Source organism: Arthrobacter sp. ok362, assembly GCF_900102785.1.
In the GTDB taxonomy this organism is placed as follows: Bacteria; Actinomycetota; Actinomycetes; order Actinomycetales; family Micrococcaceae; genus Arthrobacter.
Genome location: NZ_FNGC01000003.1, coordinates 231,808 through 253,953, shown reverse-complemented (window position 1 = coordinate 253,953; position 22,146 = coordinate 231,808). Strand labels below are relative to the sequence as shown.

At 62.2% G+C, this 22,146-nt stretch carries 45 protein-coding genes and 1 tRNA gene; 40 read left to right on the top strand and 6 right to left on the bottom strand.

The window, feature by feature from the left end; genetic code table 11:
* Positions 1 to 271: 271 nt before the first annotated feature.
* Both BLQ10_RS05660 and BLQ10_RS05655 read right to left on the bottom strand, forming a co-directional pair.
* A complete protein-coding gene (locus tag BLQ10_RS05660; protein ID WP_175558489.1) occupies positions 272 to 553 on the bottom strand; it encodes a helix-turn-helix domain-containing protein in 282 nt (93 codons plus the stop codon).
* A gap of 373 nt (positions 554 to 926) precedes the next feature.
* On the bottom strand, positions 927 to 1,169 hold the full coding sequence (locus BLQ10_RS05655; protein WP_091559397.1) for a helix-turn-helix domain-containing protein: 243 nt from the start codon (positions 1,167 to 1,169) through the stop codon (positions 927 to 929).
* Between the two features lie 128 nt (positions 1,170 to 1,297).
* Between BLQ10_RS05655 and BLQ10_RS05650 the strand changes: the two genes are divergently transcribed.
* The 11 genes from BLQ10_RS05650 (at position 1,298) to BLQ10_RS05610 (ending at position 3,978) form a co-directional block, all read left to right on the top strand.
* Complete coding sequence (locus BLQ10_RS05650) at positions 1,298 to 1,567, top strand: helix-turn-helix domain-containing protein (RefSeq protein ID WP_091559394.1); 270 nt, start codon at positions 1,298 to 1,300, stop codon at positions 1,565 to 1,567.
* Positions 1,567 to 1,785 carry a hypothetical protein gene (locus BLQ10_RS05645; protein ID WP_091559392.1) on the top strand — a complete coding sequence of 73 codons (219 nt, stop codon included), beginning with the start codon at positions 1,567 to 1,569 and terminating at the stop codon, positions 1,783 to 1,785. The genes BLQ10_RS05650 and BLQ10_RS05645 overlap by 1 nt, the downstream gene beginning before the upstream one ends.
* Positions 1,786 to 1,875: 90 nt before the next feature.
* A complete protein-coding gene (locus BLQ10_RS05640; RefSeq protein ID WP_139164183.1) occupies positions 1,876 to 2,115 on the top strand; it encodes a hypothetical protein in 240 nt (79 codons plus the stop codon).
* Positions 2,112 to 2,309, top strand: coding sequence for a hypothetical protein (locus BLQ10_RS05635; RefSeq protein ID WP_091559387.1), 198 nt, complete (start codon positions 2,112 to 2,114; stop codon positions 2,307 to 2,309). The genes BLQ10_RS05640 and BLQ10_RS05635 overlap by 4 nt, the downstream gene beginning before the upstream one ends.
* A gap of 94 nt (positions 2,310 to 2,403) precedes the next feature.
* Positions 2,404 to 2,685, top strand: coding sequence for a hypothetical protein (locus tag BLQ10_RS05630; RefSeq protein WP_091559384.1), 282 nt, complete (start codon positions 2,404 to 2,406; stop codon positions 2,683 to 2,685).
* Positions 2,682 to 2,837 (top strand): hypothetical protein, encoded by a 156-nt coding sequence (locus BLQ10_RS22300; protein WP_175558488.1) that lies wholly within the window; start codon positions 2,682 to 2,684, stop codon positions 2,835 to 2,837. The genes BLQ10_RS05630 and BLQ10_RS22300 overlap by 4 nt, the downstream gene beginning before the upstream one ends.
* Positions 2,834 to 3,031 (top strand): hypothetical protein, encoded by a 198-nt coding sequence (locus BLQ10_RS05625; RefSeq protein WP_091559381.1) that lies wholly within the window; start codon positions 2,834 to 2,836, stop codon positions 3,029 to 3,031. Before BLQ10_RS22300 ends, BLQ10_RS05625 begins: the two co-directional genes overlap by 4 nt.
* Complete coding sequence (locus tag BLQ10_RS05620) at positions 3,028 to 3,240, top strand: hypothetical protein (RefSeq protein WP_091559380.1); 213 nt, start codon at positions 3,028 to 3,030, stop codon at positions 3,238 to 3,240. Before BLQ10_RS05625 ends, BLQ10_RS05620 begins: the two co-directional genes overlap by 4 nt.
* Complete coding sequence (locus BLQ10_RS05615; RefSeq protein ID WP_091559377.1) at positions 3,237 to 3,419, top strand: hypothetical protein; 183 nt, start codon at positions 3,237 to 3,239, stop codon at positions 3,417 to 3,419. Before BLQ10_RS05620 ends, BLQ10_RS05615 begins: the two co-directional genes overlap by 4 nt.
* A complete protein-coding gene (locus tag BLQ10_RS22295; RefSeq protein ID WP_175558487.1) occupies positions 3,416 to 3,592 on the top strand; it encodes a hypothetical protein in 177 nt (58 codons plus the stop codon). Before BLQ10_RS05615 ends, BLQ10_RS22295 begins: the two co-directional genes overlap by 4 nt.
* A complete protein-coding gene (locus tag BLQ10_RS05610) occupies positions 3,589 to 3,978 on the top strand; it encodes a hypothetical protein (RefSeq protein WP_091559375.1) in 390 nt (129 codons plus the stop codon). Before BLQ10_RS22295 ends, BLQ10_RS05610 begins: the two co-directional genes overlap by 4 nt.
* Positions 3,979 to 4,087: 109 nt before the next feature.
* On the opposite strand, the gene BLQ10_RS05605 is transcribed toward BLQ10_RS05610, so the two are convergent.
* Positions 4,088 to 4,657 carry a hypothetical protein gene (locus BLQ10_RS05605; protein ID WP_091559373.1) on the bottom strand — a complete coding sequence of 190 codons (570 nt, stop codon included), beginning with the start codon at positions 4,655 to 4,657 and terminating at the stop codon, positions 4,088 to 4,090.
* Positions 4,658 to 4,835: 178 nt separating this feature from the next.
* Between BLQ10_RS05605 and BLQ10_RS05600 the strand changes: the two genes are divergently transcribed.
* From BLQ10_RS05600 to BLQ10_RS05525, 16 genes are all read left to right on the top strand, one after another.
* The gene (locus tag BLQ10_RS05600; RefSeq protein WP_091559370.1) at positions 4,836 to 5,033 is read left to right on the top strand and encodes a hypothetical protein; all 198 of its coding nucleotides are present in this window, start codon (positions 4,836 to 4,838) and stop codon (positions 5,031 to 5,033) included.
* A 175-nt stretch (positions 5,034 to 5,208) separates the two neighbouring features.
* Positions 5,209 to 5,334 carry a hypothetical protein gene (locus tag BLQ10_RS22945; RefSeq protein ID WP_302847291.1) on the top strand — a complete coding sequence of 42 codons (126 nt, stop codon included), beginning with the start codon at positions 5,209 to 5,211 and terminating at the stop codon, positions 5,332 to 5,334.
* Entirely contained in the window at positions 5,331 to 5,996 is a 666-nt protein-coding gene (locus BLQ10_RS05595; protein ID WP_091559367.1) for a hypothetical protein, read from the top strand. Before BLQ10_RS22945 ends, BLQ10_RS05595 begins: the two co-directional genes overlap by 4 nt.
* Positions 5,993 to 6,190 carry a hypothetical protein gene (locus BLQ10_RS05590; RefSeq protein WP_091559365.1) on the top strand — a complete coding sequence of 66 codons (198 nt, stop codon included), beginning with the start codon at positions 5,993 to 5,995 and terminating at the stop codon, positions 6,188 to 6,190. Before BLQ10_RS05595 ends, BLQ10_RS05590 begins: the two co-directional genes overlap by 4 nt.
* 385 nt (positions 6,191 to 6,575) lie before the next feature.
* Complete coding sequence (locus BLQ10_RS05585; RefSeq protein ID WP_091559362.1) at positions 6,576 to 7,253, top strand: lambda exonuclease family protein; 678 nt, start codon at positions 6,576 to 6,578, stop codon at positions 7,251 to 7,253.
* Between the two features lie 2 nt (positions 7,254 to 7,255).
* Entirely contained in the window at positions 7,256 to 7,798 is a 543-nt protein-coding gene (locus tag BLQ10_RS05580; protein ID WP_091559360.1) for a hypothetical protein, read from the top strand.
* Between the two features lie 11 nt (positions 7,799 to 7,809).
* Complete coding sequence (locus BLQ10_RS05575) at positions 7,810 to 9,027, top strand: AAA family ATPase (protein WP_091559358.1); 1,218 nt, start codon at positions 7,810 to 7,812, stop codon at positions 9,025 to 9,027.
* Positions 9,005 to 9,517: an NUMOD4 motif-containing HNH endonuclease gene (locus BLQ10_RS22940; RefSeq protein WP_302847290.1), complete on the top strand. Its 513-nt coding sequence runs from the start codon at positions 9,005 to 9,007 to the stop codon at positions 9,515 to 9,517. Before BLQ10_RS05575 ends, BLQ10_RS22940 begins: the two co-directional genes overlap by 23 nt.
* A 190-nt stretch (positions 9,518 to 9,707) precedes the next feature.
* Complete coding sequence (gene ssb / locus BLQ10_RS05560; RefSeq protein ID WP_091559355.1) at positions 9,708 to 10,193, top strand: single-stranded DNA-binding protein; 486 nt, start codon at positions 9,708 to 9,710, stop codon at positions 10,191 to 10,193.
* Positions 10,194 to 10,234: 41 nt separating this feature from the next.
* Positions 10,235 to 10,468, top strand: coding sequence for a hypothetical protein (locus BLQ10_RS05555; protein ID WP_091559353.1), 234 nt, complete (start codon positions 10,235 to 10,237; stop codon positions 10,466 to 10,468).
* Between the two features lie 105 nt (positions 10,469 to 10,573).
* Positions 10,574 to 10,873, top strand: coding sequence for a glutaredoxin family protein (locus BLQ10_RS05550; protein WP_091559349.1), 300 nt, complete (start codon positions 10,574 to 10,576; stop codon positions 10,871 to 10,873).
* Positions 10,870 to 11,166: a hypothetical protein gene (locus BLQ10_RS05545; RefSeq protein WP_091559347.1), complete on the top strand. Its 297-nt coding sequence runs from the start codon at positions 10,870 to 10,872 to the stop codon at positions 11,164 to 11,166. The genes BLQ10_RS05550 and BLQ10_RS05545 overlap by 4 nt, the downstream gene beginning before the upstream one ends.
* Positions 11,163 to 11,360, top strand: a complete 198-nt coding sequence (locus BLQ10_RS05540; RefSeq protein ID WP_091559344.1) for a hypothetical protein — start codon at positions 11,163 to 11,165, stop codon at positions 11,358 to 11,360. The genes BLQ10_RS05545 and BLQ10_RS05540 overlap by 4 nt, the downstream gene beginning before the upstream one ends.
* A 48-nt stretch (positions 11,361 to 11,408) precedes the next feature.
* Complete coding sequence (dnaN, locus tag BLQ10_RS05535; RefSeq protein WP_091559342.1) at positions 11,409 to 12,545, top strand: DNA polymerase III subunit beta; 1,137 nt, start codon at positions 11,409 to 11,411, stop codon at positions 12,543 to 12,545.
* Positions 12,542 to 12,841 (top strand): hypothetical protein, encoded by a 300-nt coding sequence (locus BLQ10_RS05530; protein ID WP_091559340.1) that lies wholly within the window; start codon positions 12,542 to 12,544, stop codon positions 12,839 to 12,841. Before dnaN ends, BLQ10_RS05530 begins: the two co-directional genes overlap by 4 nt.
* A 124-nt stretch (positions 12,842 to 12,965) precedes the next feature.
* A complete protein-coding gene (locus BLQ10_RS05525) occupies positions 12,966 to 14,624 on the top strand; it encodes a DNA cytosine methyltransferase (protein WP_254785407.1) in 1,659 nt (552 codons plus the stop codon).
* Positions 14,625 to 14,667: 43 nt separating this feature from the next.
* Here BLQ10_RS05525 and BLQ10_RS05520 read toward each other — a convergent pair whose 3' ends face one another.
* A complete protein-coding gene (locus tag BLQ10_RS05520; RefSeq protein WP_091559338.1) occupies positions 14,668 to 15,375 on the bottom strand; it encodes a hypothetical protein in 708 nt (235 codons plus the stop codon).
* A 104-nt stretch (positions 15,376 to 15,479) separates the two neighbouring features.
* On the bottom strand, positions 15,480 to 16,091 hold the full coding sequence (locus tag BLQ10_RS05515) for a DUF4145 domain-containing protein (protein WP_175558485.1): 612 nt from the start codon (positions 16,089 to 16,091) through the stop codon (positions 15,480 to 15,482).
* Positions 16,092 to 16,230: 139 nt separating this feature from the next.
* On the opposite strand from BLQ10_RS05515, the gene BLQ10_RS05510 reads away from it, so the two are divergent.
* From BLQ10_RS05510 to BLQ10_RS05455, 13 genes are all read left to right on the top strand, one after another.
* Complete coding sequence (locus BLQ10_RS05510; protein WP_175558484.1) at positions 16,231 to 16,575, top strand: hypothetical protein; 345 nt, start codon at positions 16,231 to 16,233, stop codon at positions 16,573 to 16,575.
* 211 nt (positions 16,576 to 16,786) lie between these two features.
* On the top strand, positions 16,787 to 17,164 hold the full coding sequence (locus tag BLQ10_RS05505) for a hypothetical protein (RefSeq protein ID WP_091559331.1): 378 nt from the start codon (positions 16,787 to 16,789) through the stop codon (positions 17,162 to 17,164).
* Between the two features lie 12 nt (positions 17,165 to 17,176).
* On the top strand, positions 17,177 to 17,617 hold the full coding sequence (locus BLQ10_RS05500; RefSeq protein ID WP_217635783.1) for a hypothetical protein: 441 nt from the start codon (positions 17,177 to 17,179) through the stop codon (positions 17,615 to 17,617).
* The gene (locus BLQ10_RS22285) at positions 17,614 to 17,769 is read left to right on the top strand and encodes a hypothetical protein (protein ID WP_175558483.1); all 156 of its coding nucleotides are present in this window, start codon (positions 17,614 to 17,616) and stop codon (positions 17,767 to 17,769) included. The genes BLQ10_RS05500 and BLQ10_RS22285 overlap by 4 nt, the downstream gene beginning before the upstream one ends.
* A 7-nt stretch (positions 17,770 to 17,776) precedes the next feature.
* Entirely contained in the window at positions 17,777 to 18,235 is a 459-nt protein-coding gene (locus BLQ10_RS05495) for a nucleoside triphosphate pyrophosphohydrolase family protein (RefSeq protein WP_091559329.1), read from the top strand.
* A 2-nt stretch (positions 18,236 to 18,237) separates the two neighbouring features.
* Positions 18,238 to 18,435 (top strand): hypothetical protein, encoded by a 198-nt coding sequence (locus BLQ10_RS05490; protein WP_091559327.1) that lies wholly within the window; start codon positions 18,238 to 18,240, stop codon positions 18,433 to 18,435.
* Positions 18,436 to 18,589: 154 nt separating this feature from the next.
* Entirely contained in the window at positions 18,590 to 19,006 is a 417-nt protein-coding gene (locus tag BLQ10_RS05485; protein WP_175558482.1) for a RusA family crossover junction endodeoxyribonuclease, read from the top strand.
* Entirely contained in the window at positions 19,003 to 19,341 is a 339-nt protein-coding gene (locus tag BLQ10_RS05480; RefSeq protein ID WP_091559323.1) for a hypothetical protein, read from the top strand. Before BLQ10_RS05485 ends, BLQ10_RS05480 begins: the two co-directional genes overlap by 4 nt.
* Entirely contained in the window at positions 19,338 to 19,601 is a 264-nt protein-coding gene (locus BLQ10_RS05475) for a hypothetical protein (protein WP_091559320.1), read from the top strand. Before BLQ10_RS05480 ends, BLQ10_RS05475 begins: the two co-directional genes overlap by 4 nt.
* Positions 19,598 to 20,110: a 3'-5' exoribonuclease domain-containing protein gene (locus tag BLQ10_RS05470; protein WP_091559319.1), complete on the top strand. Its 513-nt coding sequence runs from the start codon at positions 19,598 to 19,600 to the stop codon at positions 20,108 to 20,110. Before BLQ10_RS05475 ends, BLQ10_RS05470 begins: the two co-directional genes overlap by 4 nt.
* A complete protein-coding gene (locus BLQ10_RS05465; RefSeq protein ID WP_091559316.1) occupies positions 20,107 to 20,325 on the top strand; it encodes a hypothetical protein in 219 nt (72 codons plus the stop codon). Before BLQ10_RS05470 ends, BLQ10_RS05465 begins: the two co-directional genes overlap by 4 nt.
* A complete protein-coding gene (locus BLQ10_RS05460; RefSeq protein WP_091559314.1) occupies positions 20,322 to 20,918 on the top strand; it encodes a hypothetical protein in 597 nt (198 codons plus the stop codon). The genes BLQ10_RS05465 and BLQ10_RS05460 overlap by 4 nt, the downstream gene beginning before the upstream one ends.
* Before the next feature lie 540 nt (positions 20,919 to 21,458).
* Positions 21,459 to 21,530 (top strand) — tRNA-Asn (locus BLQ10_RS05455).
* A 223-nt stretch (positions 21,531 to 21,753) separates the two neighbouring features.
* On the opposite strand, the gene BLQ10_RS22280 is transcribed toward BLQ10_RS05455, so the two are convergent.
* Positions 21,754 to 21,891 carry a hypothetical protein gene (locus BLQ10_RS22280; RefSeq protein ID WP_175558481.1) on the bottom strand — a complete coding sequence of 46 codons (138 nt, stop codon included), beginning with the start codon at positions 21,889 to 21,891 and terminating at the stop codon, positions 21,754 to 21,756.
* Positions 21,892 to 22,146: the final 255 nt, after the last annotated feature.

Below are 22,146 nucleotides of genomic sequence, written 5' to 3'. Positions count from 1 at the left end.
CCAACAAAAACGGGCTCCTCGCCAACAAGCAAAAAGAAAAGCCCTAGATCACTGGGATCTAGGGCCTATCTTATGTGGAGATGGGGGGAATTGAAAACCCGTTTAGCCACTTTTCGGCACACTAGTTTGATCTGTATTCCGCGGATTCTCGCGGTTCTTCCCTGTCCTGCATCCCACCTGTTCCGACCTGTGTTGGCGAGGCCAACAACTTTCGACCCCAAAAAAGCCCCATCCTCGCGCTGAGGATGGGGCTCATTCTTCGTTTATGGCTCTAGCGTCGGCGATAGTTTCTGGTAAGGCCGGCGGCGCGGACTGCGGCGGCCACGAGATCCAGCAGATCCTCGCCCAGGGCGTCGCATATCTCCTCGATGTCGTTGACCGTGAACGCTACCTCGTTGCGGAGGCGCTTCGAGATATAGCTCTGCGAGCGCGACGTCTCCGATGCCAGCTGGGCGCCGCTGATCCGCTTGCGCGCCATGGACATGAGTATCTCGTCCGTGACGGCGCGCGCGAATTTGCCGGATTCCGGCTGCTTACCTGAGGGCATAGACATGATCGTATCCGTCCATATGGGCCGAAAACGCGCTGAGCTGGGCAAACTGCCCCATATGCGCTGCATCACTTCATATGGAACAGATTGTTCAAACGTCACGGTACGCCGGGCATCGGATCCGAGGCAAGGCTAATTTAATCATCTACCCCATATGGGGTAGATTTAGCCTCCAATCGGAAGCTGTGAACGAACCGTTACCCGCCGCGGATGCGGCTGTCTGACGGTAAGAGTATGGTCTTCTGTTAGAACATATATTCGAACAGCGGGGGAAACTGCATGACACGAGAAGCTCGATCCGAAAGCGCCACGACGGCCAGCACTGTACGAGAGCTGGGTGACGCTGCAGCTGCGGCCGGCGTCCTGCCGTCGACGCTTATTGCTGGATGCGAGCTTCTGCGCGTTCCATCAGGACGCGGGGAGTAACACCGAGAGCTTCGGCTACCTTGAAGAATGTAGGCATCGGCATGTTGCGGTGGCCCTTGAGGTAGCGGCTGAGGGTGGCGCTTTCGATGCCAATGGCTGCTGCCAGGTCCTTTTGGTCCATGTCGTGCTCAACCAGCTCAACTTTGATCTGAGTTGACAGTGCCACTTCGAGTCGTTCGCCGTACGTGTTCATATGGATAACACTATTACCCGTTTGGATACTTAACAAGTTTTCGTAGTACTCGATTACCAATTTTCAACTACTTGGGTTCCGGGCGTGTCGCGGTTGCGCTTGTCCGATTGAACAAGTACGTTACTTACATGAACAAGGAACCAGCCCAAGCGGACAACTCCGCAGACGTAGAGATTGCAGACCGCATCATGCACGCCATGATCGTCAAGGGCGTAAACCTCAAGGCCCTCTCCGCCGAAACCGACATCAGCTACTCAACCCTCCGCCGCAGCCTCCACCAGACACGAGACGACCGCCGCAGCTTCAGTATCCAGGAACTCTGCCGCATCGCTGGAGCACTCAACACGCCCGCATCAACACTCCTTCCCGACGACATGGCCGTCCGGAGCGCAGCGTAATGACCGCCCAGATTTTCCGCACCCCGGAGGACGTGGCCCCGGAGCTTGGCATGTCCAAGACCGAGCTGCGCCGGTACTGCCGGGAATCCGGGCACTGCACCCGACTCGGCAAGAACCGCATCATGCTCCACCAGGACGACATCGCCAAGCTCGTTGACTGGGTCCGAGAACGCAACGCGCCGATCCCCTTCGAGCACGAGCAAGACCCCTTCGCCTAACCGGCGCCACCTTCGCCCGTCTCAGGGCACTCCCCCACCTTGCACTAACCTCACCCGGTGTTTCTCTGCCGGAGAAAGGGGCCATTTGTCGTGCCCAAATTACTTCCCACTGTGATGCAGAAGAACAACACCGAGAGCTTGGGCCTCACGTTCTCGCAGATGAAGAAGGCGGCCCGCCGCATGGAGCTCCGCTGCGATGGATGGCTTCAAGAGGACGCCGAGGCTTACGTCCTCCAGCACTCGGACGTCACCGGCGAGACGGCTGTCAAGAACGTCATGCAGGAGATCAACGAGGCCGCCGCGGCCCGCCGGCTGGCGGTGGCCGCATGAGCGACCCGACGCACCGTGCCACCCGACGGAACCTGGCCACCCAGCCAATCCCCCGCGGGAAGCCGCACCCGAAGACGCTCCGGGGCAACATCGCCCTGGCGCCGGACGAGATCACCACCGCCATGGAGATGGCCCGCGAGATGCGGATCAAACGGGACATCGCCGTCTACGCAGCAAGGAAGAGGACAGCATGAGCGACACCCCGATCTTTGACCAGATGATGCAGGAAGCCGCAGCGGAGAGCCCGGACGCCCACACGCTCCGGACGCAGTTTGCGGTGATGTCCGCATGAAGGCCGCGATCCTCGAAGACTCCCACGAAGCCTGGCACGAGGACGCGGTCGCAACGATCCTCGGCCTATCCCTCCAGCACGAAGAGTTCACCGCGGATGATCTTCGCCGCGAGATGAGGCCGGCGCCGCATCAGAATGCCCCGGGCATGGCCTTCGCCGCGGCCCGCAACCTCGGCTACATCGAATCGGTCAACAGCACCGTATCCAAGTCCAAGTCGCGCAAGAACGGGTCACTGAAGACCTGGACGCGCAAAGTCAGTCAGGAGCACGCAGCATGAACGGAATCTTTGTCCTCGTCCTCGCCTTCACGATTGTTGGCGCGATTGTCCTGATCCCCCGGGCGATCCAGTACGACCGGACCATGGCCGAGCTCGAACACCTTGACGACGAGTCACTGGCCACGGCATGGGAACGGGGCGATTGGTCATGAGCCAGATCCCGGGTTTCGAGTCGGCGCAGCGCGCGTTCGAGAACATGCTCCCGCCGGAGGATGTGGAGCAGTGCGAGGACGGCGACTGCGACGAGTGCATGGAGTGCTTGGCCGCGATCGCGCAGGACCAGGCAGACGCCTACGCCGAGGGCCAGTGGGAAGAACACCGACTCGAGAGAAGGTACGGAGAATGAGCGCACTTCCCGGCAACCCACATGCTGCGCACCTGGAGGGATACCTCGACCCCCGCAACTCGCTGGAGATGATGGCAACCCTCGCCCTCGCATTCGAGCAGCGGACGACCACCCTTGCAATTCTTCTCCTCGCGAACCGTGGCGGCGATGCTGTCCTAGATCAGGCCCGGGAGATCGCAGCCCGCCTAGGCGAGGGGCCCAAGCCATGAGCGCGCCGGCCATCGACCTCGCATCAGCCGCCTCAGTCGTGAAGGCCGCTAACCGTTGCCGCGACGTGCTGACCGCACGCCTCGAAGCCGACCCTGACAGCCCCATCGCCGAAGACCTGCGCATCCTCGCCGACCACGCAGCCGCCATCGCCGCCGACTACGAAAGAAGGACCGCATGAGTACTGAACCACATTCCCCTACGCGGCAGGCCGTCCGGAACGAACTGTTTTCCGCCGCCCTCCAAGCCCCAGCGCCACGGGACTACCCGAACCACGCCGCCTACGCGCAGGCGTTCGAGGCTTACCAGGCGGACACGATGCAGCCCCTCCGCGAGAAGCTGGCCGCCGCATGAGCGCCCGAGACGAACTCGCCGAGCTGCTGGCCGGTGAGATCCCCAGTGACATCTACGCCTGCAACCGCGTCTGGGAAGCGTGGAGCTACGGCACCATGAGCCAGGACGACTTCACCCCGGCCAACGAAGAGTCGGACCTCGTCGCGGAGATCGCGGATGCAGTCCTCGCCGCCGGCTACCGAAAGTCCGACATCATTGGCTACCTCGTCGTCGGGAAGAGCAATGACTCACTCGACTGGGACGACAAGATGTACGAGTCTGAGCAGGCCTGCATCGACTCACTCTGCGGCCCGTATCAGGACTTCACTCGCGAACCTGATTCCGAGTGCTACTGGGGAAACGAATACAAGCTTTGCCCGGTCCTGTCTCCCGAGGTCTCCGAGTGAGGGCGGCTCGGTGGACGTTCCTCCGACGCCTCGTCTGCCTCTTCGGTGAGCAGCTGGTCCCCGGTCGGCACCTCCAGTTCCGGGTGAAGGCATGAATGCTGCTCTTTCGCTACTTCGTCAGCACGCCGCCGAGAACACCAGCGAGCCCACCCAAAAACACGCTGACGCTGCCGACCGTGATCTCCCAGGTCCTATTACGCGCCTCGGCCGCTGGGACCTTGGTTACCACCTTCACCAGACGGAGCCTGGGGATAGCCCATTTCGCAGTCGCGTACCGGGAGAGTATTTCGGCGAGTACCCTGCCGTTACCCGCAGAGGTCCCGACCTCGGGGTTAGGGGCCGGGGAGACTGTGCAGACCTCATCCTTGTTGTTGATGCTGATCCGGCCAAGCCCGGTCACGAACTCGATGCCGTAAAGCGGTCGCTCCGTGTGCTCAAACAGCTCCGCGACACTGTGGACCACGTCCATATCGCGGCTGTCACGGATGAAGCCCTGGGACGACAGGAATTCAATGGTCACCCCTCCAGGGGCAACCTTCTCCAGTGCTTCCACGAAGCCTTCGAGGGACTCCCTCGTCTTGAATGTCACCGGCCACCTGATTGTCAGACCGTCGTGGTTGCCCCACGTGTGAGGCGCCGGCGGCCACATGGGTCGCCAGGTCTTGAGGCCAATCGACATTCATCCCCCTAGTTGTCCTGCCGAGACGATCTCGCAGGCAAATTGGGGCGGCCCCAGTTCACTCCGCCAAGAACTTCACTTGACCGCCCGTTTTGAAAACCCAAAGAGCCCGGCCCGCAGCGCGTGGCTCTCTCGAACTCGGATCGAGTCTACCTATCAACAGGAACGAGGTGCAGCCATGAGCGACACGATCGGTTACGTGGTCATCGAGTACAACCAGGCATCCGGCCTGCCGAGCATCGCCGTCGAGGCGCCATACCTGTTCGATGACGCGGACGAAGCAGCTGAGAAGGCAGCGGCTCTACAGGCAGAAACCAACAAGATCGGCCGCCGGGAACGGTACGCCATCGGAACCATCTACATCGAGGAGGACTAACCGTGGGCGATTACAGCGAGCACCTCATCAGCATGGCCGGTGGCGACGGGGCGCCATGCCGCTGCTGGACAGAACCGGCCCGGGTCCATTCCGGTCACTGCTGCTTGGCCGCCTTCGGACTGTCCTGCCATCAGGTATCCGGCATGGCGGCCCTGAACGCACTGGAGCCGACCCCATGAGCCGCAGCGTCCACCCCGACTACGAGAGCCTCCGCGCTGCTCAGGCCCGGGCGCAGGAAGCCGACCGGATCGGCCCCGACCAGGAACGCGCCGACACCTACGAACGCGAGGACCACAAGTGAGCGACTACGACGACTACTACGGCAACACCAGCCCATTCGACGAGGAAGTGGAAAGTTTCAAGGCAGCACTGCGGGCAGTGGTCAAGCAGGAAACTCAAGACGAACTCGAAACCCTCCGCACCGCCAACCGTGAGATGACCGGGAAGCTGGCAAACCTGAACAAGCTGGAGCGGGCGGCGGAGGCCGCGCAACGGGACTACGAGCGCAAGCTCAGCCAGGCCGAGCAAATGGCCCGGCGCACCGTGGAGAAAGAGGGGCTGGCCAAGCTGCTGGAGCTGTTCCGGGAGCCGCGCTACCGGGTGCACATCGTCTGGGATACCCAGCCCAAGTGCGTCAAGTGCGACGAGAACCGGAAGCTGCGCTACACCACGCCCCGCGGCAATGTGGGCTTCGAGGCCTGCGAGTGCTTCGTGCAGACGCAGCGCTGGGAGGTGGAGGAGACCGTGGTCCACGAGGTCGCCCGCCGCGGCGGCAAGCTCCTGGTCTGGTACCACGGGACCAGCAGGTACTTCGACGATGACTCGGTGGGATCGCCCACCGTCCTGAAATCGCCGGACGGTGCCTCCCTCGCCGAGCTGTCCCAGGATCCCCGCGGCTACGGATTCCCGGATGCCGACACCGCCCAAGAACTCGCTGACGCACTGAACGAGGCCAAGCGGTGAACGCGTACCAAGCCCAGCGGATCCGGTTCGGCATCCTCGCCGCCCGCCACATGTTCGAACGCGGCCGAATCACGGCGGCGCAGGTTGACGACCTCGAAGGCATGGAAATGGCCGGATGGAAGATCTGCGCCTTCGGGGTAGGTAAGGCCTTCGACCGGGAATGCGAGCAGATCTTCGACCGGCGGACACGATGACCGCTGATCTTCATGCGGAAGCCGAAGCGCTCGCCCAAGCCATCCTCACCCGCCGCCGGCGCAAATGCATCGCCGAGGGATGCCACACGGAGGACTGCCAACGATGCGGCCTCTAGTCGTCGGCACCGGGGCCGAATCATTCTGGCACCGCCGAACCAACACCTACCCCGGCTGCACCTGCCCGCCCTGGCGATACAACCCGCGATACCCGAAGCCCACCAACCCCGAATGCCCGCAGCACGGAGAGCCCAATTTAGGGATCGACCCCGAACCCTAAACAACCCGGCCCCTATTCAGGGTTCTGACTCGAAAACCGAAAACGACTGATTACCGATAATCACCTACCACGGCGCCTGAATGGGCGCCTTCTTCATGGGAGCAACAAATGAACCTGCAGATTTTCAACGACATCGAGCAAGGCACGGACGAATGGCACGCACTCCGACGCGGCATCATCACCGCCTCCGTAGTCGGGCTACTCATCACGCCCAAGACAGTCAAGCCCGCGAGTAACGACACGTCCCGCGGCCTGACGGCGTCCCTCGCGGCCGAACGCATCACCGGCTACACCGAACCATTCAGGACCTCCGCTGACATGGAACGCGGCACCCTCGATGAGCCCTACGCCCGCGAAATCTACGACGAGCACTACGCGCCAGTGACCGAAACGGGCTTCATGATCCGCGACGACACCGGCCACAAGATCGGCTACTCACCAGACGGTTTGGTGGGCGAAGACGGCCTGATCGAAATCAAGTCCCGCCTGCAGAAAATCCACCTCGCAACCATCCTGGACGATGAAGTGCCACTCGCAAACATGGCGCAGATTCAGTGCGGCCTACTCGTCTCCGGCCGCGACTGGTGCGACTACGTCTCCTACTGCGGTGGGATGCCGCTCTACGTGAAGCGCGTCCTGCCCGACACCGGATGGTTCAACGCGATCAACGCCGCAGTCGCCGCCTTCGAGGAGAACGCAACGGAAATGATCGACACCTACCTCGCCGCCGTAGACGGCCGGCCAGCAACCAAACGCATCGACCACTACGAAGAAATGAGGTTCTGACCATGGACATGACAGAGAGTATCGCGCCGAAGAGTGACCAGCTCGACGCCGTAGACCTCCTCTCCGGGCCGCGCACCTTCACGATTGAAAGGGTCAGTAAGAACAACCCGGAACAGCCGTTCAACTTCCATCTGGCCGAATTCCCCCGGGTGTGGCGGCCCGGGAAGTCCATGCGGCGGGTCATCGTCGCCGCGTGGGGCCCGGACGCCACCAAGTACGCCGGCCATCGTCTGACGCTTTACTGCGACCCGACTGTCCAGTTCGGCGGCGAGGCGATCGGCGGCTCACGCATCAGCCACATGACCGGCATCGAGAAGCCCCTCCGCGTCCCACTCCTCGTCAAGCGTGGGAAGAGCGAAGTATTCACCGTCCAGCCACTCCCCGACGCCAAACCGGCGCACACCCAGCCATCCACTCAGTCAGCGTGGCGCGAACAGGCCGACGCCGCCAAGGGGAACGTGCCAGAACTGCAGCGCATCTACGCCGAAGCCGAGCAAGCCGCCGCCGACGCCGAAACCCTCACCTACATTCGCTCCAACGCATAGGAACTCTGAACATGACCAAGATCATCCGACTCGCCACGACCAACTACAAAGTGCTGAAGGCTGCCGAGATCATCCCCGACCCGGACGGAAACCTCGTCATTGTCGCCGGCAAGAACGGGCAGGGCAAGACGTCCCTCCTCGACAGCATCACCGCAGCACTCGGCGGGGTGAACGCGAAGACCACCCCGAAGCCAATCCGCGACGGCGAGGACAAGGCAGAGATCGTGCTGGAGACGGAAGAGCTCATCGTCACCCGCAAGTTCACCGCTTCCGGATCCACTCTCACGGTCAAGTCGATCGACGGCGCCGTGTACCCCAAGGGCCAGGCGAAGCTGGACGATCTGCTCGGCAAGCTCTCCCTGGACCCGCTCGCGTTCACGCAGCTGTCCGACCGCGACCAGCTGGCCACTCTCCTAGATCTCGTGGACCTGCCATTCGACCACGACAAGCTGGTCGCCGAACGCAAGGAAATCTTCGAGCGCCGCACCGACGCGAACCGCAAGGTCAAGGAACTGACCGCCCGCGCCGCCGACTACGTCTCCCAGCCGGCCGACCTGCCCGACGAAGAGGTCAGCGTCTCCGCGCTCGTCACTGCCTACCGCGAAGGCCAGACGCTCAACCACAACATCGACGTCGCGCTCACCGCTCGCAACGGTTGGGCGGAGAAGGTCGAACGAGTCAAGCGTGAACTCGCCGAGGCCGAGCGCGAACTGGAGCTCGCCACGAAGCGGGCCGACGCGGCGCCCGCCAAGGTGGACCTCGACGGCATTCAGGCCCAGATCGACGGCGCCGAGACGATCAACGAGGCCGTCCGCCACCACAAGGCCGGCGAGCGCGTTCGTGCTGACCTGACCATCGCCCAGCAGGATGCATCTGCCCTCACGGACGCCATCGAAGAAATCGACATGCAGAAGGCCGCGGGACTCGAAGCCGCGACCTTCCCGATCGAAGGCCTCGGATTCGATGAAACCGGCGTCACCTACCAGGGCGTCCCGTTCAAGCAGGCGTCCGGCGCCGAACAGCTCCGCGTCTCCCTCGCCATGGCCATCGCTCTCAACCCCAAGATGCGCGTCATCCGCATCGCCGACGGATCCCTCCTCGACACCGACAACCTCGCACTCGTGGAGGCTGTCGCCAAGGAACACGATTTTCAGGTTTGGATCGAGATGGTTGGCGACGGCGACGGCCGCGGCATTGTCATCGAGGATGGGTCCGTTGTCGGCGGCTGAAGACTGGCGTCCTATCCCGGGCTTTGACGGGTACGAAGTAAGCAATACGGGCCGCGTCCGAAGCGAGCGACGCGGCCCGTGGCGTGTCCTGGCAGCACACGAGGAGCGCGGCTACGTGCGAACGTCCCTGTGGAATGGCCGACGCATGGTGCGGCCAAGAGTGCATCAGCTTGTGGCCGCTGCCTTCCTTGGACCTGCACCACTGGGCACAGAGGTCAGGCACAAGGACGGGAAACGAAGCAATAACACACCCGCGAACCTTGAGCACGGGACATCCTCCGAGAACTCCTTGGACGCCGTCCGCCACGGCACGCACAACATGTCCCGCAAAACGCATTGCAAACGCGGCCATGAATTCACGCCCGAGAACACAAGTCGATTCGAACTGGCCACGGGCTCAATCGCCCGGCGTTGCAAACAATGCCAGAACGAGACAGCCAAGCGCTATCGCGCAAGGAAGACAGAAAACAGGAAAGTGAGAGCCGCCTAATGGCCGGAAAAGTGACAGTCCACGTAGAACTCACAGACGGAACGGTCGTCCAGCACGAAAGGGCCTGGTCCGGCGGTAACCCAGCCTTCGAGGGAGCCGAAGCGGAGCGTGCCGCTACCAAGGCAGCTGCGGCTGTGCGTGCCGCACTTGAGGCTACACATGGCACGCTCCCGAGAGGAGCTCACTTCTAATGAGCGGCGAGACGTTCGTGACAATCATCGGCAAGGTCCACGACGATCCGGAGTGCAAGTTCAACCCGTCCGGATCCGCAGTCACCAAGTTCACGGTCGTGAGCAACCCCCGCAAGTTCAACAAGCAGACGAACGAGTGGGAGAACAAGCCAGGCAAGTTCTGGGACTGCCGGGCATGGAACGCCGGCAGGATGCTGCTGGCCGAGAACGTCGCCAACCACCTCAAGAAGGGCGACAACGTCATCCTCTACGGCGAGATCGAAACACAAGTCTGGGAAGCCGAGGACGGCAAGAAGCGCCGCTCGGATCAGCTCAGGGTTGAAGCGATCGGCAAAGACTTCCGCTGGCACCAGGCGTATTCCAACGACGTCCCCGCGGCGACAACCACCGACGGCGGCTGGGGAAATACACAGAATTCACAGAATACACAGCCATTCACAGGCGGCTGGGGCAACGAGCCCAGCCAAGGCGGATGGGGCCCGTAGCCCAACCCCGCACCACTACCCACCATCACTAAGGAGACCAAATGTCAGAGTCCTACATCCGAGCCGAAATCGTCCGCACGAAATGGTCACCCGAAGATTGGTTCGCCCGGACCATCGGCGCGTTCCTGAGCCTCGCGCTCATCACTCTGGTGCTGTTCTGGTTCGTCGCGGCGTGGTTCCCCGAGCTCGGGCTCACCTACTGGCAGCTTGTCCTGCCCGTCTTCGCCTTCCGATTCCTGATCAGCCGTCCACTGGTCGGTAGGCAACTCAAATAGCAGTCCAGCACTAATCCCAAGCCCCGCACTCCGGGGCTTTTTTCATGCCCTGCGGCGCCCGGCCACTCCCCCAAGGCCGGGCGCCGCGCACACCCGAAGGAACCCATGACTACCGACCTCACCCAAGCTATCCAGGCACGCGACGGCGTCGCCGTCGTCGTCTACACCAAGAACGACTGCCGCTGGTGCGACATGACCAAGAAGCTCCTCGATCGCGAGCACGTGAACTACACCGCCGTCAACGTCGAAGAAGACGCCGCCGCCTACACCTACGTCACCGAAACGCTGAACCGCCGCGAGATGCCCGTCGTCATCGCCTCCGCCATCGAAGGCGACGAAATCTGGTCCGGGTTCCAGCCCGCCAAAGTCCGCGAACACATCACCCACCGGGCAGACGCCGCATGACCGCCTTGACAGCCAAGCAGAGCGCCGCGCTCGAACGGGTGGTGCGAGACGCCGTCGAGCACTTCGGCGTGGACATGCGCGTCGAAGACTTCAACATCCACTACGAGGAAGAAGTCCGGCCCGGCCGCGGCCACCAGATCAGGGCTGACTACATCAACGCCGACCACGCCGTCAGCGTCTACATGGATGTCTACGGCTACCCGAGCTGGTCCGTGGCGAACGTTGACTTCCTCCACAACAGCGGCGACGAGGAATGCGACTGCACTCTTTGCGACGGGGAGGCCACCGCATGACGCACGATCCTTGCTGCGTCCTCTGCAAGGGCCCGCACGACATCTGCCTCTCACGGCACACCTGCGAGCACCACAAAGCAGCCCAGGCGCAAGACGACGCCAACCACCGCGCCAGCCGAACCATCCGCGACCCCACAGGCGACACCGCCATAGCCAACATCACCCGCGGGCAGCGCGGACAGAACAAGAGATAAGAGGCCCCCGACCGGGGCCTTTTCCATTCCCGAATTCAAGGAGCAGCAATGAGCAGCAAGCAAGTAATCACGGCACCGGCGAAGGACTGGATCGCAGCCCTCAACCGGCTCGCCCCGGCGATGGCGGGGAAGAAAGCTGTGCCTGTCCTATACAGCGTCCACATCGACCCCGCGTCCGGGGTTCTGTCCGCATATGACTACGAGACGTCATGCGTGACCACGGTGGCCGAGGCTGAAGGTGAAGGCGCCCCGTTCCTCGTCATCTACCGGTGGTTGCTCGATGCCATCCGCACCACGACTGGCAAGACGAAAACTGCGCCCGTCGCGGTCGCCCTGGACGGCAAGAAGATCACCGTATCCGCATGCGGATATGAGCTCCACGCCGAGGCGATGCCAGTCGCCGACTACCCGGAGATCCCCAGCATCTCGCCGTCCACCTTCGCTGCGATCCCAGCTGGAGAGTTTCGGGCTGTGCTGCGTCGCGTATCCGTCGCCGCTTCAAAGGATGAGACCCTTCCGATCCTCGAAGCCGTCCGGGTCGAAATCAACGATGGCGCCATGGAACTGCTTGCAACCGACCGGTACCGGCTGGCCTATGACCACGTGGATGGCCAAGGTGATGGCAGCGCAGCGTTCCTGTTCAAGCTCCGGGCCATCAAAGCCCTGGACCGCTTCCTCACCGGAGCCGACGTCTTGATCGGCCTGAGTGACAACCGCATCAGCATCAAGACAGAACACGCCACGTTCACCTCGATGAACGTTGATGGCGACTACCCCAAGATCAAGTCCCTGTTCCCCTCTGACGTAACGGCTTCCTTCGAGGTTGACCGTGCCGCGCTCCTCGAGGCGGCAAAGGTAGCCGAGCGGATGGGAGAGCGGTTCTCGCCGTGCATCGTCCGCATGTTTGAAGGCGGCGCAGAAGTGACGTTCGACTACGGACTCTTCGGCCCTTCCCGCGCCCCAGTGGCCGTCGGCGAATTTGTGGCCGGGGCGAAGGAGGACGAAATCAAGTGCGCCTTCAATCCCCGCTACCTCGTGGAGACGCTGCAGCAGCTGACCGGCGACAAGGTGCGGATCTCCTACACCAGCGCCCCGAAGCCGTTCCTATTCTCCCCGGCAGGCTTTGAGACCAACGATCCGAAATCGCCCAAGCACCTGATCATGCCCGTACGGATGCCTTCATGACCAAACCCAAGCCCCGGCCCGCACCGCCCACAGCGACCCACACATTCCGGGCCGTCTGGCCCATCATCGACGGCTCTGGCACCGCACAGACCGACCAGGAACTGATACTCCAAGCAATCGGCGACCTACCCACAGTCGCCCACCGGCACAAAGCCCGCATAGTCGGGGCCCCTCGGGCTTGCATTGCCGACGGCCGGCGCGTACCCGGTTCCGGCGGCGCACTACAAGTCGTCGTCATTGAAGCCCCAGCTGTGCCCGCCAACAGCCGCGAATACCGGCACAACACCGGCGGCTGACTTTGGACGAGATCTTGGAAGGCCAGACCGACATTTTCGATCTGCTGGGCCCTCATGAACTCGAAACGCAGCCGCCCCCAATCATCGAGAAGACCAAGCATCCCTTGGCAGATAAGGACCCATCATGAGCACTGCAATGCTTGAGCGCCAAGACATCCTGACCGACCTGCAGCAGTTCATGCAGCAGGCCAACAACGAACTGACCGCAACGGACATGTTCTGCGGCGCCGGCGGATCCTCCACCGGTGCGCTGGAGGTACCCGGCGTAACCATCAAGACGGCCATGAACCACTGGGCCCGCGCCATCGAGACACACAACGCCAACCACCCCGAGACAGATCACGTCTGCGCCGACATCCAGATCACGGACCCCCGCTACATCGCCACGTCAGACATCCTCTGGGCAAGCCCGGAGTGCACCAACCACTCGGTGGCCAAGGGCCGGAAGCGGATCACCAACCAGGCTGACCTGTTCGGGGAATCCATCGCCGACGAAGCCGCCGACCGCTCCCGCGCCACCATGTGGGACGTGCCCCGGTTCGCCGAGTGGCACAAGTACAAGCTCATCATCACCGAGAACGTAGTGGACGCCGCCAAGTGGGTCATGTTCGACGCCTGGCTGATGGCGATGGACGCGCTCGGCTACCACCACCACATCGTTTACATGAACTCGATGCACGCCCAGCTCGGCGGACTCCCCGCGCCGCAGTCCCGCGACCGGATGTACGTCATGTTCTGGCTCAAGGGAAACAGCCGGCCGAACTTCGACCTGCTCATGCCGCTGGCTCACTGCACCGCCTGTGACGAGACGGTGCGTTGCGTCCAGTCCTGGAAGAACCCGAACTACCGGTGGGGTCGATACAAAGCCCAGTACGTCTACCGGTGCCCGAACTCGAAGTGCCGCAACTCCATCATCGAACCCGGGTGGCTGCCCGCAGCGTCCGCGATCGACTGGAAGCTCCGTGGCCAGCGCATCGGCGACCGCACCAAGCCGCTCGTGCCCAAGACCATGGCCAGGATCGCCGCAGGTCTCAAGCGCTACCACGGCAAGGCAGTCAGTATCGATGCCGTCCGCGGTGCCGAGATCATCAGCCCCGTCCACTCCGAGCCATTCCAGACGCAGACGACCAGCTACACCCGGTCCCTGCTCGTGCCGGTGGAGGGCCGCGAAGGCAAGGTGGCACAGCTGGCCAGCGACGTCATGCGGACGCAGACCACGCGCAACGAAACAGGCCTGCTCGCGCTGCCGCTGATCATGCGGAACAACTCGAGCCGCGGTAGTGGCGCAGAGATGTCCAAGCCAGCCACAGAGCCGATGGGCACGATCACGACGGCGGGTCACCAGTCGCTTATCGCGACACCCGGCAGTCACCTGCTGATGGAGTACTACGGCAACGGCCAGATGCACCCCGTGTCCAAAGCCATCCCGACGATCAGCACCACGGATAGGTTCGCCATGGTCACCACCATGCGCGGCACGTCCCCGGAGCACCTGGCGGCATCCAACGCACCCACCACCGATCCGTTCGGAACATTCAGCGCCGGCGGGCAGCACCACGGCATCACCGAATGGACCGTCCCCGACATCGAGGACTGCGAATTCCGGATGCTCGAACCCTACGAAATCAGCGCAGGCATGGCGTTCCCCAAGAGCTACATCATGACCGGCAACAAGCGCGAACAGGTCAAACAGGCTGGCAACGCCGTAACTCCGCCAGCCGCACGAGACCTGTTCATTGTGGCCGCCATGTCACTGGCTGGTGGCCGGGGTATGGCGGCATGAGCGAGAACGGCGCCCCTCCGAGCGGGAGTTCGCGACCGTCCTCTCAATCTGCGCGTTCGGCGATGAGTGAGGTGTCAAGCTGCCCCCAACCCACCTCCGCAAGGGACCCGAGACGCCGACCCGGGAGCATCGGACCGGCCATGTCACGGAAAGCATCTGACTGATTGGTGAATGCCCTGCGATTAGTACTCAACCGCTCCAAAATGACCGACTTCTGCCCGTCTGAGGACGCAGGCCAACCCCCGATGCACTCCGTAAACAATGCTGTTGCCCGCGCAAGACGACCTGCTGCGATACCTTCATCGTCGATGGCCGGCCGACCTTCGACGAATAGCCGATATTCGAGGCGGGCCTCCTCCTGCAGGGACAGCATCAGATTCGCCCATATCCTCAGTTCGGTCTTTAGGGCGAGAGAGTCCATATCCAGCGCCAGCCGAGATGCCGCTGATCTCATCGCAACGAACGAATCCGCAGCAACATCGTCTTCTTGATACTTCGCCAGGGCGAGTTCAGCCGCCGCAACAAGATCCGATATCGCGGCATATGCGCGGGCCTTCGACGCTTCCTCTCGCTGTTCCTCGAGCTCGAGTTTCAAGGCCTTGCTCTGGTGCTTGTTCGACAGCCAGACAACTAACAGTGCAACTCCTGCCGCCAGCAGAGCACTTGTGAAGGCGCCGAAGGCGCCGCTCCAGAACTGCAACCACGTGCCGCACGAAAGCCACAAAGCATCACCACAAACAATCAAATCCATCCCCGGATCATATACGCGGGCGGCCGCTTGGCCCGTTCGAGAAAGGACCATCAATGGTTAGGCAATACGGCCAGATCAACCAATCAGATTTACTGTGCCACTGTCTAAGATTCCACGCTGGATGCCGCCGCCTGTACTGCGGCCACGCTGCGCTCGTCGGCACGCTTCTGCAGACGCTCGGCCAGGTACGGGAGCTCGTACACCTCTCGAAGGATCAACTGCATCAGTTCGACGACATCTCTCGCCATGTCTTGCCCGACAGAAACCGAGAGATCACCGTGGGCCATGTCGTTCCCGAGATGCCGTATCGCGTCGGCAGCGCGCTTCGTGGACTCAAGGATCAGCCCTTCCTCCAGCATTTTTTTGATCTTCTCCACGAGGTTGCCACCGGTGATTTTATGATCCTTCGCGGTGGCCTCAATGGTCGTTCTAGCCATGAGCACCGCCGCAGTGTATATGCCGGCCTTGTAGCTCCTATAGGCGTCAGCGGATGCAATTTCCACGGCCGGCGGAAGATTCTGGATCATTGGCCCGGTGTTGCCAGGAAGCCACCTATCCACGCCGACCTGCCCCCAAAAATGCTCTGCCATGCTCTCGGAGACTTTCGATCCGTATGCCGGCATTCCGGGGATGAGATCCGTCGCGCCGAGGCTGATGAGGCCGCAGGCCGCGCATGCAAAGGCGGACTGAACAGTTTCCTGACCGCTCTCATCCACACCGGCTCGGTGCGGCCAGCCCACGGGAGTGAAATGGGCATGAACGTCGCAATATCCGCAAGCACGGGCCAGCATCCAAGAGTCCTTCCGAAGTGGGTGGGCACTTCCCGCCCACCCACAGCATACGGAATGAACTGACATGGCTTGGTTCAATGCCGACGACAAGATGCACTCCCACCCGAAGCCACGCAGGGCCGGTCTCGAAGCCATGGGTTTGTGGGTGCTCTGCGGCACCTACTGCACCGACTACCTCACAGATGGACTCGTGCCCGCCTGGTACGTGGAGTCGTGGCCTAAGGGCAAGCAGCTCGCGCAGAAGCTCATCAAGTCCGGATTCTGGGTGGCCGACGACGAAGACTACCGATTCCTCTCGTGGGAGGAATATCAGCGCACCAAGAAACAGGTCGAAATCGACAAGGCAAAAGCCCGCGAACGCAAGGCGGAATGGCGGAAGAACAGGAGCGGAACGGCGGAGGAACGCTGATGTCCCGCATGTTGTCCCGTGGGACAGAACGCGTCAGGAACAATGCCCAAGACCAAGACCAAGACCAAGTACTTAAACCTCACCTTGCGTGGTCGATCTTGGCTTTGTCTTCGGCTGGCTTTTAGAGAAGAGAAGAAACAGTTTCCAACCAATCGTCACCTTAGGTGATACGCGAGGTTTGGGACTTTTTTGGCTTGAAAGGAATCTGCCATTGATCATCACGGACCAGCAGGGACGGGCCATCGCCTACCTGCTCCACGAGATCCGCCCGGACTGGCCTGTCGCCTCGCTGGTGTCACTCATCGACAAGCACCGCGACGTCCCCAGCCTGGGCGCCCTGACCATCGCCGCGGCAACCAAGGCCATGGAACGCACATGCCAGACGCCGGCGCCGATCTTCCACCCCGGACCCCACTGGCCAGAAGCAGCGCGCGCCCAACTGCCGCGGCCGGAACCCTGCGAAGACCACATCGGCCAAGACGCCCACAACTGCAGATCCTGCTGGGCCGACGTCAAAGCCGGGATCCGCCCACAAACCCACATCGGAAAACACCACGAAGCCGTCTCGGAAGATGCGGCTTCTCGTTGAAGGAGACAAGCCATGAGCAAGCCCAAGCATTACCGCAAGAAGCCCGTCGTCATCGAAGCCATGCAGTGGCGAGGAGGGCCCAGCGAGGCCAGTGAGGTAATCGACTGGATGCTTGCCACCGGTGAGACTGGCGTGCGCTGGCACGAGAAGCAGCCGGAGCCCATTGGGCCGGACGGCATGCCACTACCAACCCTTCCGCAACACATCGCCATCGACACACTCGAAGGCACCATGCGCGCCGACGTCGGCGACTACGTCATCCGCGGCGTCCAGGGCGAGTTCTACCCCTGCAAGCCGGACATCTTCGCCAAGACCTACGAAGTAGTCACGCCGCACCAGGCACAGCCCGTGATCCACGACGTTGATTGGGCGCTGGCAGTCCTGCAGAAGTGCGGGATTGAAACCGCTGACCAGTTCGACGCGCTGGTGACGCTTCAGAAGCTGACGCCATGACCGCACGCATCAGGGCCGCCATCCGGATGCTCTACCCCAACCACATGACACCCACAGCAAAGAACGTCCTCGAAAGAATCCTGGACGACGAAGACCACAAAGCCGCCCCAGACGAGGCGTCTTCACTCATTCCAGACCACGAACGAAAGTAGGCCCACCATGGCAACCATCCCCAAAACGACCGTCGCCGAGCTGAAGCACCTCCAGTCAGTGTGCTGGCAGAACTCGGAAGACAAGGGCTTCCACGACAGCGAGCCAACCGATCCGGAAGAACTGGCCATCTACAACGGCAACCGCCTCATGCTCATCGTGAGCGAGGTGGCTGAGGCTCACGAAGAGATCCGCAAGGGCCACCCGGCGAACCACACCTACTACCCGGAGCCGGCACTGCCCAGCTCGCTCGTAGCTGAGGTCGGAGTCGAAAGGGCGCGCGAGCTCATCGCCAGGGACAACCTCGGCAAGATCCGAAAGCCGGAAGGCGTCCCCTCCGAACTTGCCGACATCGTCATCCGATGCTTCGACTTCGCCGAGTCCAACGGATTCGACCTCGGCCAGATCATCCAAGTGAAGCTCGCATACAACACCAGCCGCGAGCACATGCACGGAAAGAAGTTTTGACGATGAAATTCAAGCTCGGCGACCCCGTCCGCGTCATCGCCACCCCTAGTCGATTCTTCGACATGGTCGGCGCCGTCTGCGACGTCGACCGGCATCATCCGCTGCTCCCCTACCAAGTCACCGGCCTCGAAGGCCGCCCGCTCTGGTTCGGCCCCAACGAGCTCATCCTCGCCGAACACCAGATGGAGGAGGCGTCATGAGCGACCAGTCCGCAAGGTTCCAGGCGTGGCAATCCGTTGATTGTGCATGGTGCGACCGCAAAGCCACAGGCAACGCGCTCCACGTCTATGACGGCCAATGGTTCGCCTCGTGCGGGAAACACGGGCGGAAGTTCGAGCCATTCGAGGAGACGCCATGATCCACGCTTTCGTCCCTGGCACGCCCGTCCCGCAAGGATCCGTCGACGTCTACCGCGGCCGTGTCGTCTCCGTGAAAGCCCCACTCCGCGAATGGCGGACCAAGATCCGGGCCTCAACCATGGCTCGCCACGACGGGCCGCCCATGGACGGGCCCCTGAATGTCTCTCTCGTCTTCCAGCTCGCGCCGCCCAAGAAGCCTCGATGGTGGGCGCCGGCAGTGAAGCCAGACCTGGACAAACTCATCCGCGCCGTCCTCGACTCCCTCTCCACCACCAAGAACCGCAAGACCAAGGCCGTCATCAAAGGCGTCATCACCGACGACGCCCGAATCATCCACATCACCGCCGCCAAGACCTACCACGGCAACCCCGGCGTCCTCATCACCATCACCCACGCAGGAGAAACCCAATGAGCGAAAACACCCTGCTCGACACCCTCAATGCCCACCAACCCGACACCGGCCACCGCGACCTGCACCAGCACTGCACCTGCGGATGGTTCGGCAGGGCCATGCAGCGCGACTTCCTCCAGCACCAGGCAGACGCCCTCGATGCCGCCGGACACACGCAACAGCCCGAGACCGCGGAGGCCGAATGGGGAGTCGCCAACAAATGGGGTAGCAGGTCAATGATCAGCAAGCAGAGCGCGCTCGACTACAAGACGATGTGCGACGAGGACGACGAGCCGGCCCGCCTCATCAAGCGCCGCGCCGCCAGCCAGCCCGGGCCGTGGGAGGACGCCGAGTGAGCAAGCTCGAACCGTGCCACCGATGCGACGCGCAGGTCACCAACGAGCTCCCGCGCCCTGGTCTGTCCCGCATCCTCGGCAAGGTCTACCGGGAGACATGGCTGATCAAGTTCAACTACCTGCGCATGAACAGCTGGGACAACGCCGTGACGGCACACGACGTCGTTGCCTCGAACCTTTGGACCGAGACAAGCCTTTGCAGTGACTGCTGGGGAGACGTCCTGTCCTTCATCAACAAAAAGATCGAGAGGAAGTCATGAGGTACTTTTACGACACCGAGTTCCATGAAGACGGAACCACCATCGACCTGATCAGCATCGGAATCGTAGCCGAGGACGGCCGCGAGTACTACGCCGTCAATAAGGATGCCGACTGGGACCGGATCGCCGATCACCAGTGGCTCATGTGGAACGTCATACCGCACCTGCCACTCATGACGGACCCGGCATGGAAGCCCAAGGCCCAGATCGCTCGCGAGGTGAAGGAGTTCCTGCTGCCCGCCCACGGGCCACGACCCACGCCCGATGATCCGGAACTTTGGGCCTGGTTCTGCTCCTACGACCATGTGGTCCTCGCGCAACTGTTCGGCACCATGATGGACCTCCCGCAAGGCATCCCCATGTACACCAACGACGTCCGATCGCTCGTGGACTGGACCGGAGTGGAGCGGCTGCCCAAGCAGGCCGGCACAGAGCACGATGCCCTAGCTGACGCTCAGCACGTCAAGACCATGTACGAGGACATCATCCGTGCCCAGGCGGACCAATGAGCGCCCACAACATCGGAGGTGCAGACGTGAACCTCCAGATCCCAGACGACGCCGTCGTAACAGGCGCCGTCGTCATCGCCACCTACCAGCGTATGGACGGCGACAACATCGGCGCCGGCACAGTCTGGGGCTACTCGTCCATCCCCCACGTCCAAGCAGTCGGCATGCTCCGACTCGCTAGCAACGCCATCGAACAGATCGGAGACTACACGTGAGTCTTGAGTGCACCACCGTGGACTGCCTCAACCACACCAGCACCTACCTCTGCACCCGATGCGTCACCGACCTGCAAGCCTGGCTCAACAAGGTCCCCGTCCTCGTCACCGAGCTCAGCGTCACCATCGCCAGGCTCGACAACGTCCGGCCCGCAGGCGGCGGTGGCGGAGGTGGCGCCCACAAACCCGGATCCGCCGCGCCGATCAACCTCGACGCACTCCAACTGCAAGAGAACCTCCGCAGCGTCGGAAACGATGCCAAAGCCTACGCCCAAGACGACCGCGCCGCCGGCCTCGCATGGCTCATACAAGACTGGGTAACCAAAGCCGAACTCCTCGTCAGCGGACCCGACGAACCACCCATCAACCATGCAGCAAACCGCGAGCGCGTCAAGGACATCGCACCACCAATGCCCACCCGCCAGCTCGTGCCCTGGCTCAAAGAGAAAGCCGGAATCATCATCAACGCCAAGGACATCCGCAACTGGGCCCACCGCGGCAAACTCATCCCAGCCGAACGCTCATCAACCCCCACCTACCACCCGCACGAAGTCATCAGCGCGTGGCACCAAACGCGCAGGGAGGTCAATTGACGTGCGGTGATGCACAACGACACACCGTGATACACGGTGATTGGCAATAACCAACGAGATGATTTAAAGTGTCTCAAAGCGGCGTAATTGCCGTACCCACAACCAAGCCGGATCGCCAACGCGACCGGCTTTTTTCATGCCCAGATAGCACCTCACCCCCAGGAGGCCGCATCTCAGCTGGTGCGCCTGTCGCGGACCATGGGCCATGTCGAGAGACACGCCAAGGGCTGAGGATTGCATCGCTGGGTAGCGATGCCTTGACGACCTGAGATGGTCGAGCGGTTCGAATCCGCCCCAGCCCCCGGCGACCCCTATGCCGCTCCCATGAGTACGACCGTCGGACTATTCACCCGGCAGGAGACGCCAAGATGACGACGTTCCCCCGTCGCGGCAATGCAGACCCGTTCGAGCCGGGCCGTCCTCCACTACCCCAGTGACCGACACGTAGGAACTGGGAGAACAGCCGCCCAAGCTAATGAATGCCGGTAAACACGTAGGCCGGAACGGGTGCCCTATCCGAAAAGGGGATGCAGCGGCCAATGGTTACTAGCTCAACGGCAGAGCAACGCACTGTTAATGCGTCGGTTCGTGGTTCGAATCCACGGTAGCCAGCTGATCGAAAGCAGCCGACCAACCACTGGAAACGCGGCCCAGCAAGTAGATCACCACTCTCCTGCATGGAGACCGTAGGCCGGTACTGGGCAAGTCACCCAAACGTGCGGCCAAGGATCAACCCGGGCGCTTCGAGCGGCGAGGGTGGGATCGCTGATCTACGGCCTAAGAACGAGGCGACGCTACGCGCCTACTCCATGCAGGAGCTCAACGTAACCCAGCATCAGACCGCGAATATTGGCTGGCCAGCAGCATTCCATTCCGTGATGCGGTGACCGGCAGGGCAGAACGGCTTCCCGATCCGCTGCAGCTCGATGTTGCCCACCAAGCTCCCGTCGCGGACGGTGTCCCACTTCTCCACCAATTGCGCCTGGCACTTCGGACACTGGTGCTTAGACTCTCGACGTTCCATGGTTTCCCCATCGTTGTGTGAACAATTCCCTGAGCATACCCAAGGGGTGGCATGAGACTCTACAAAGCCATCTGCGCCTGGCTCGAAGCATCAGCACGACTGATGAACGAACCCGACGAGTTCCATCCCGAAGGCGGTGGCGAAGCACGAAGCGAGCACGCCCACGCATACACGTTGCCCCCAGAGCTCCACGTACGCAGCAAT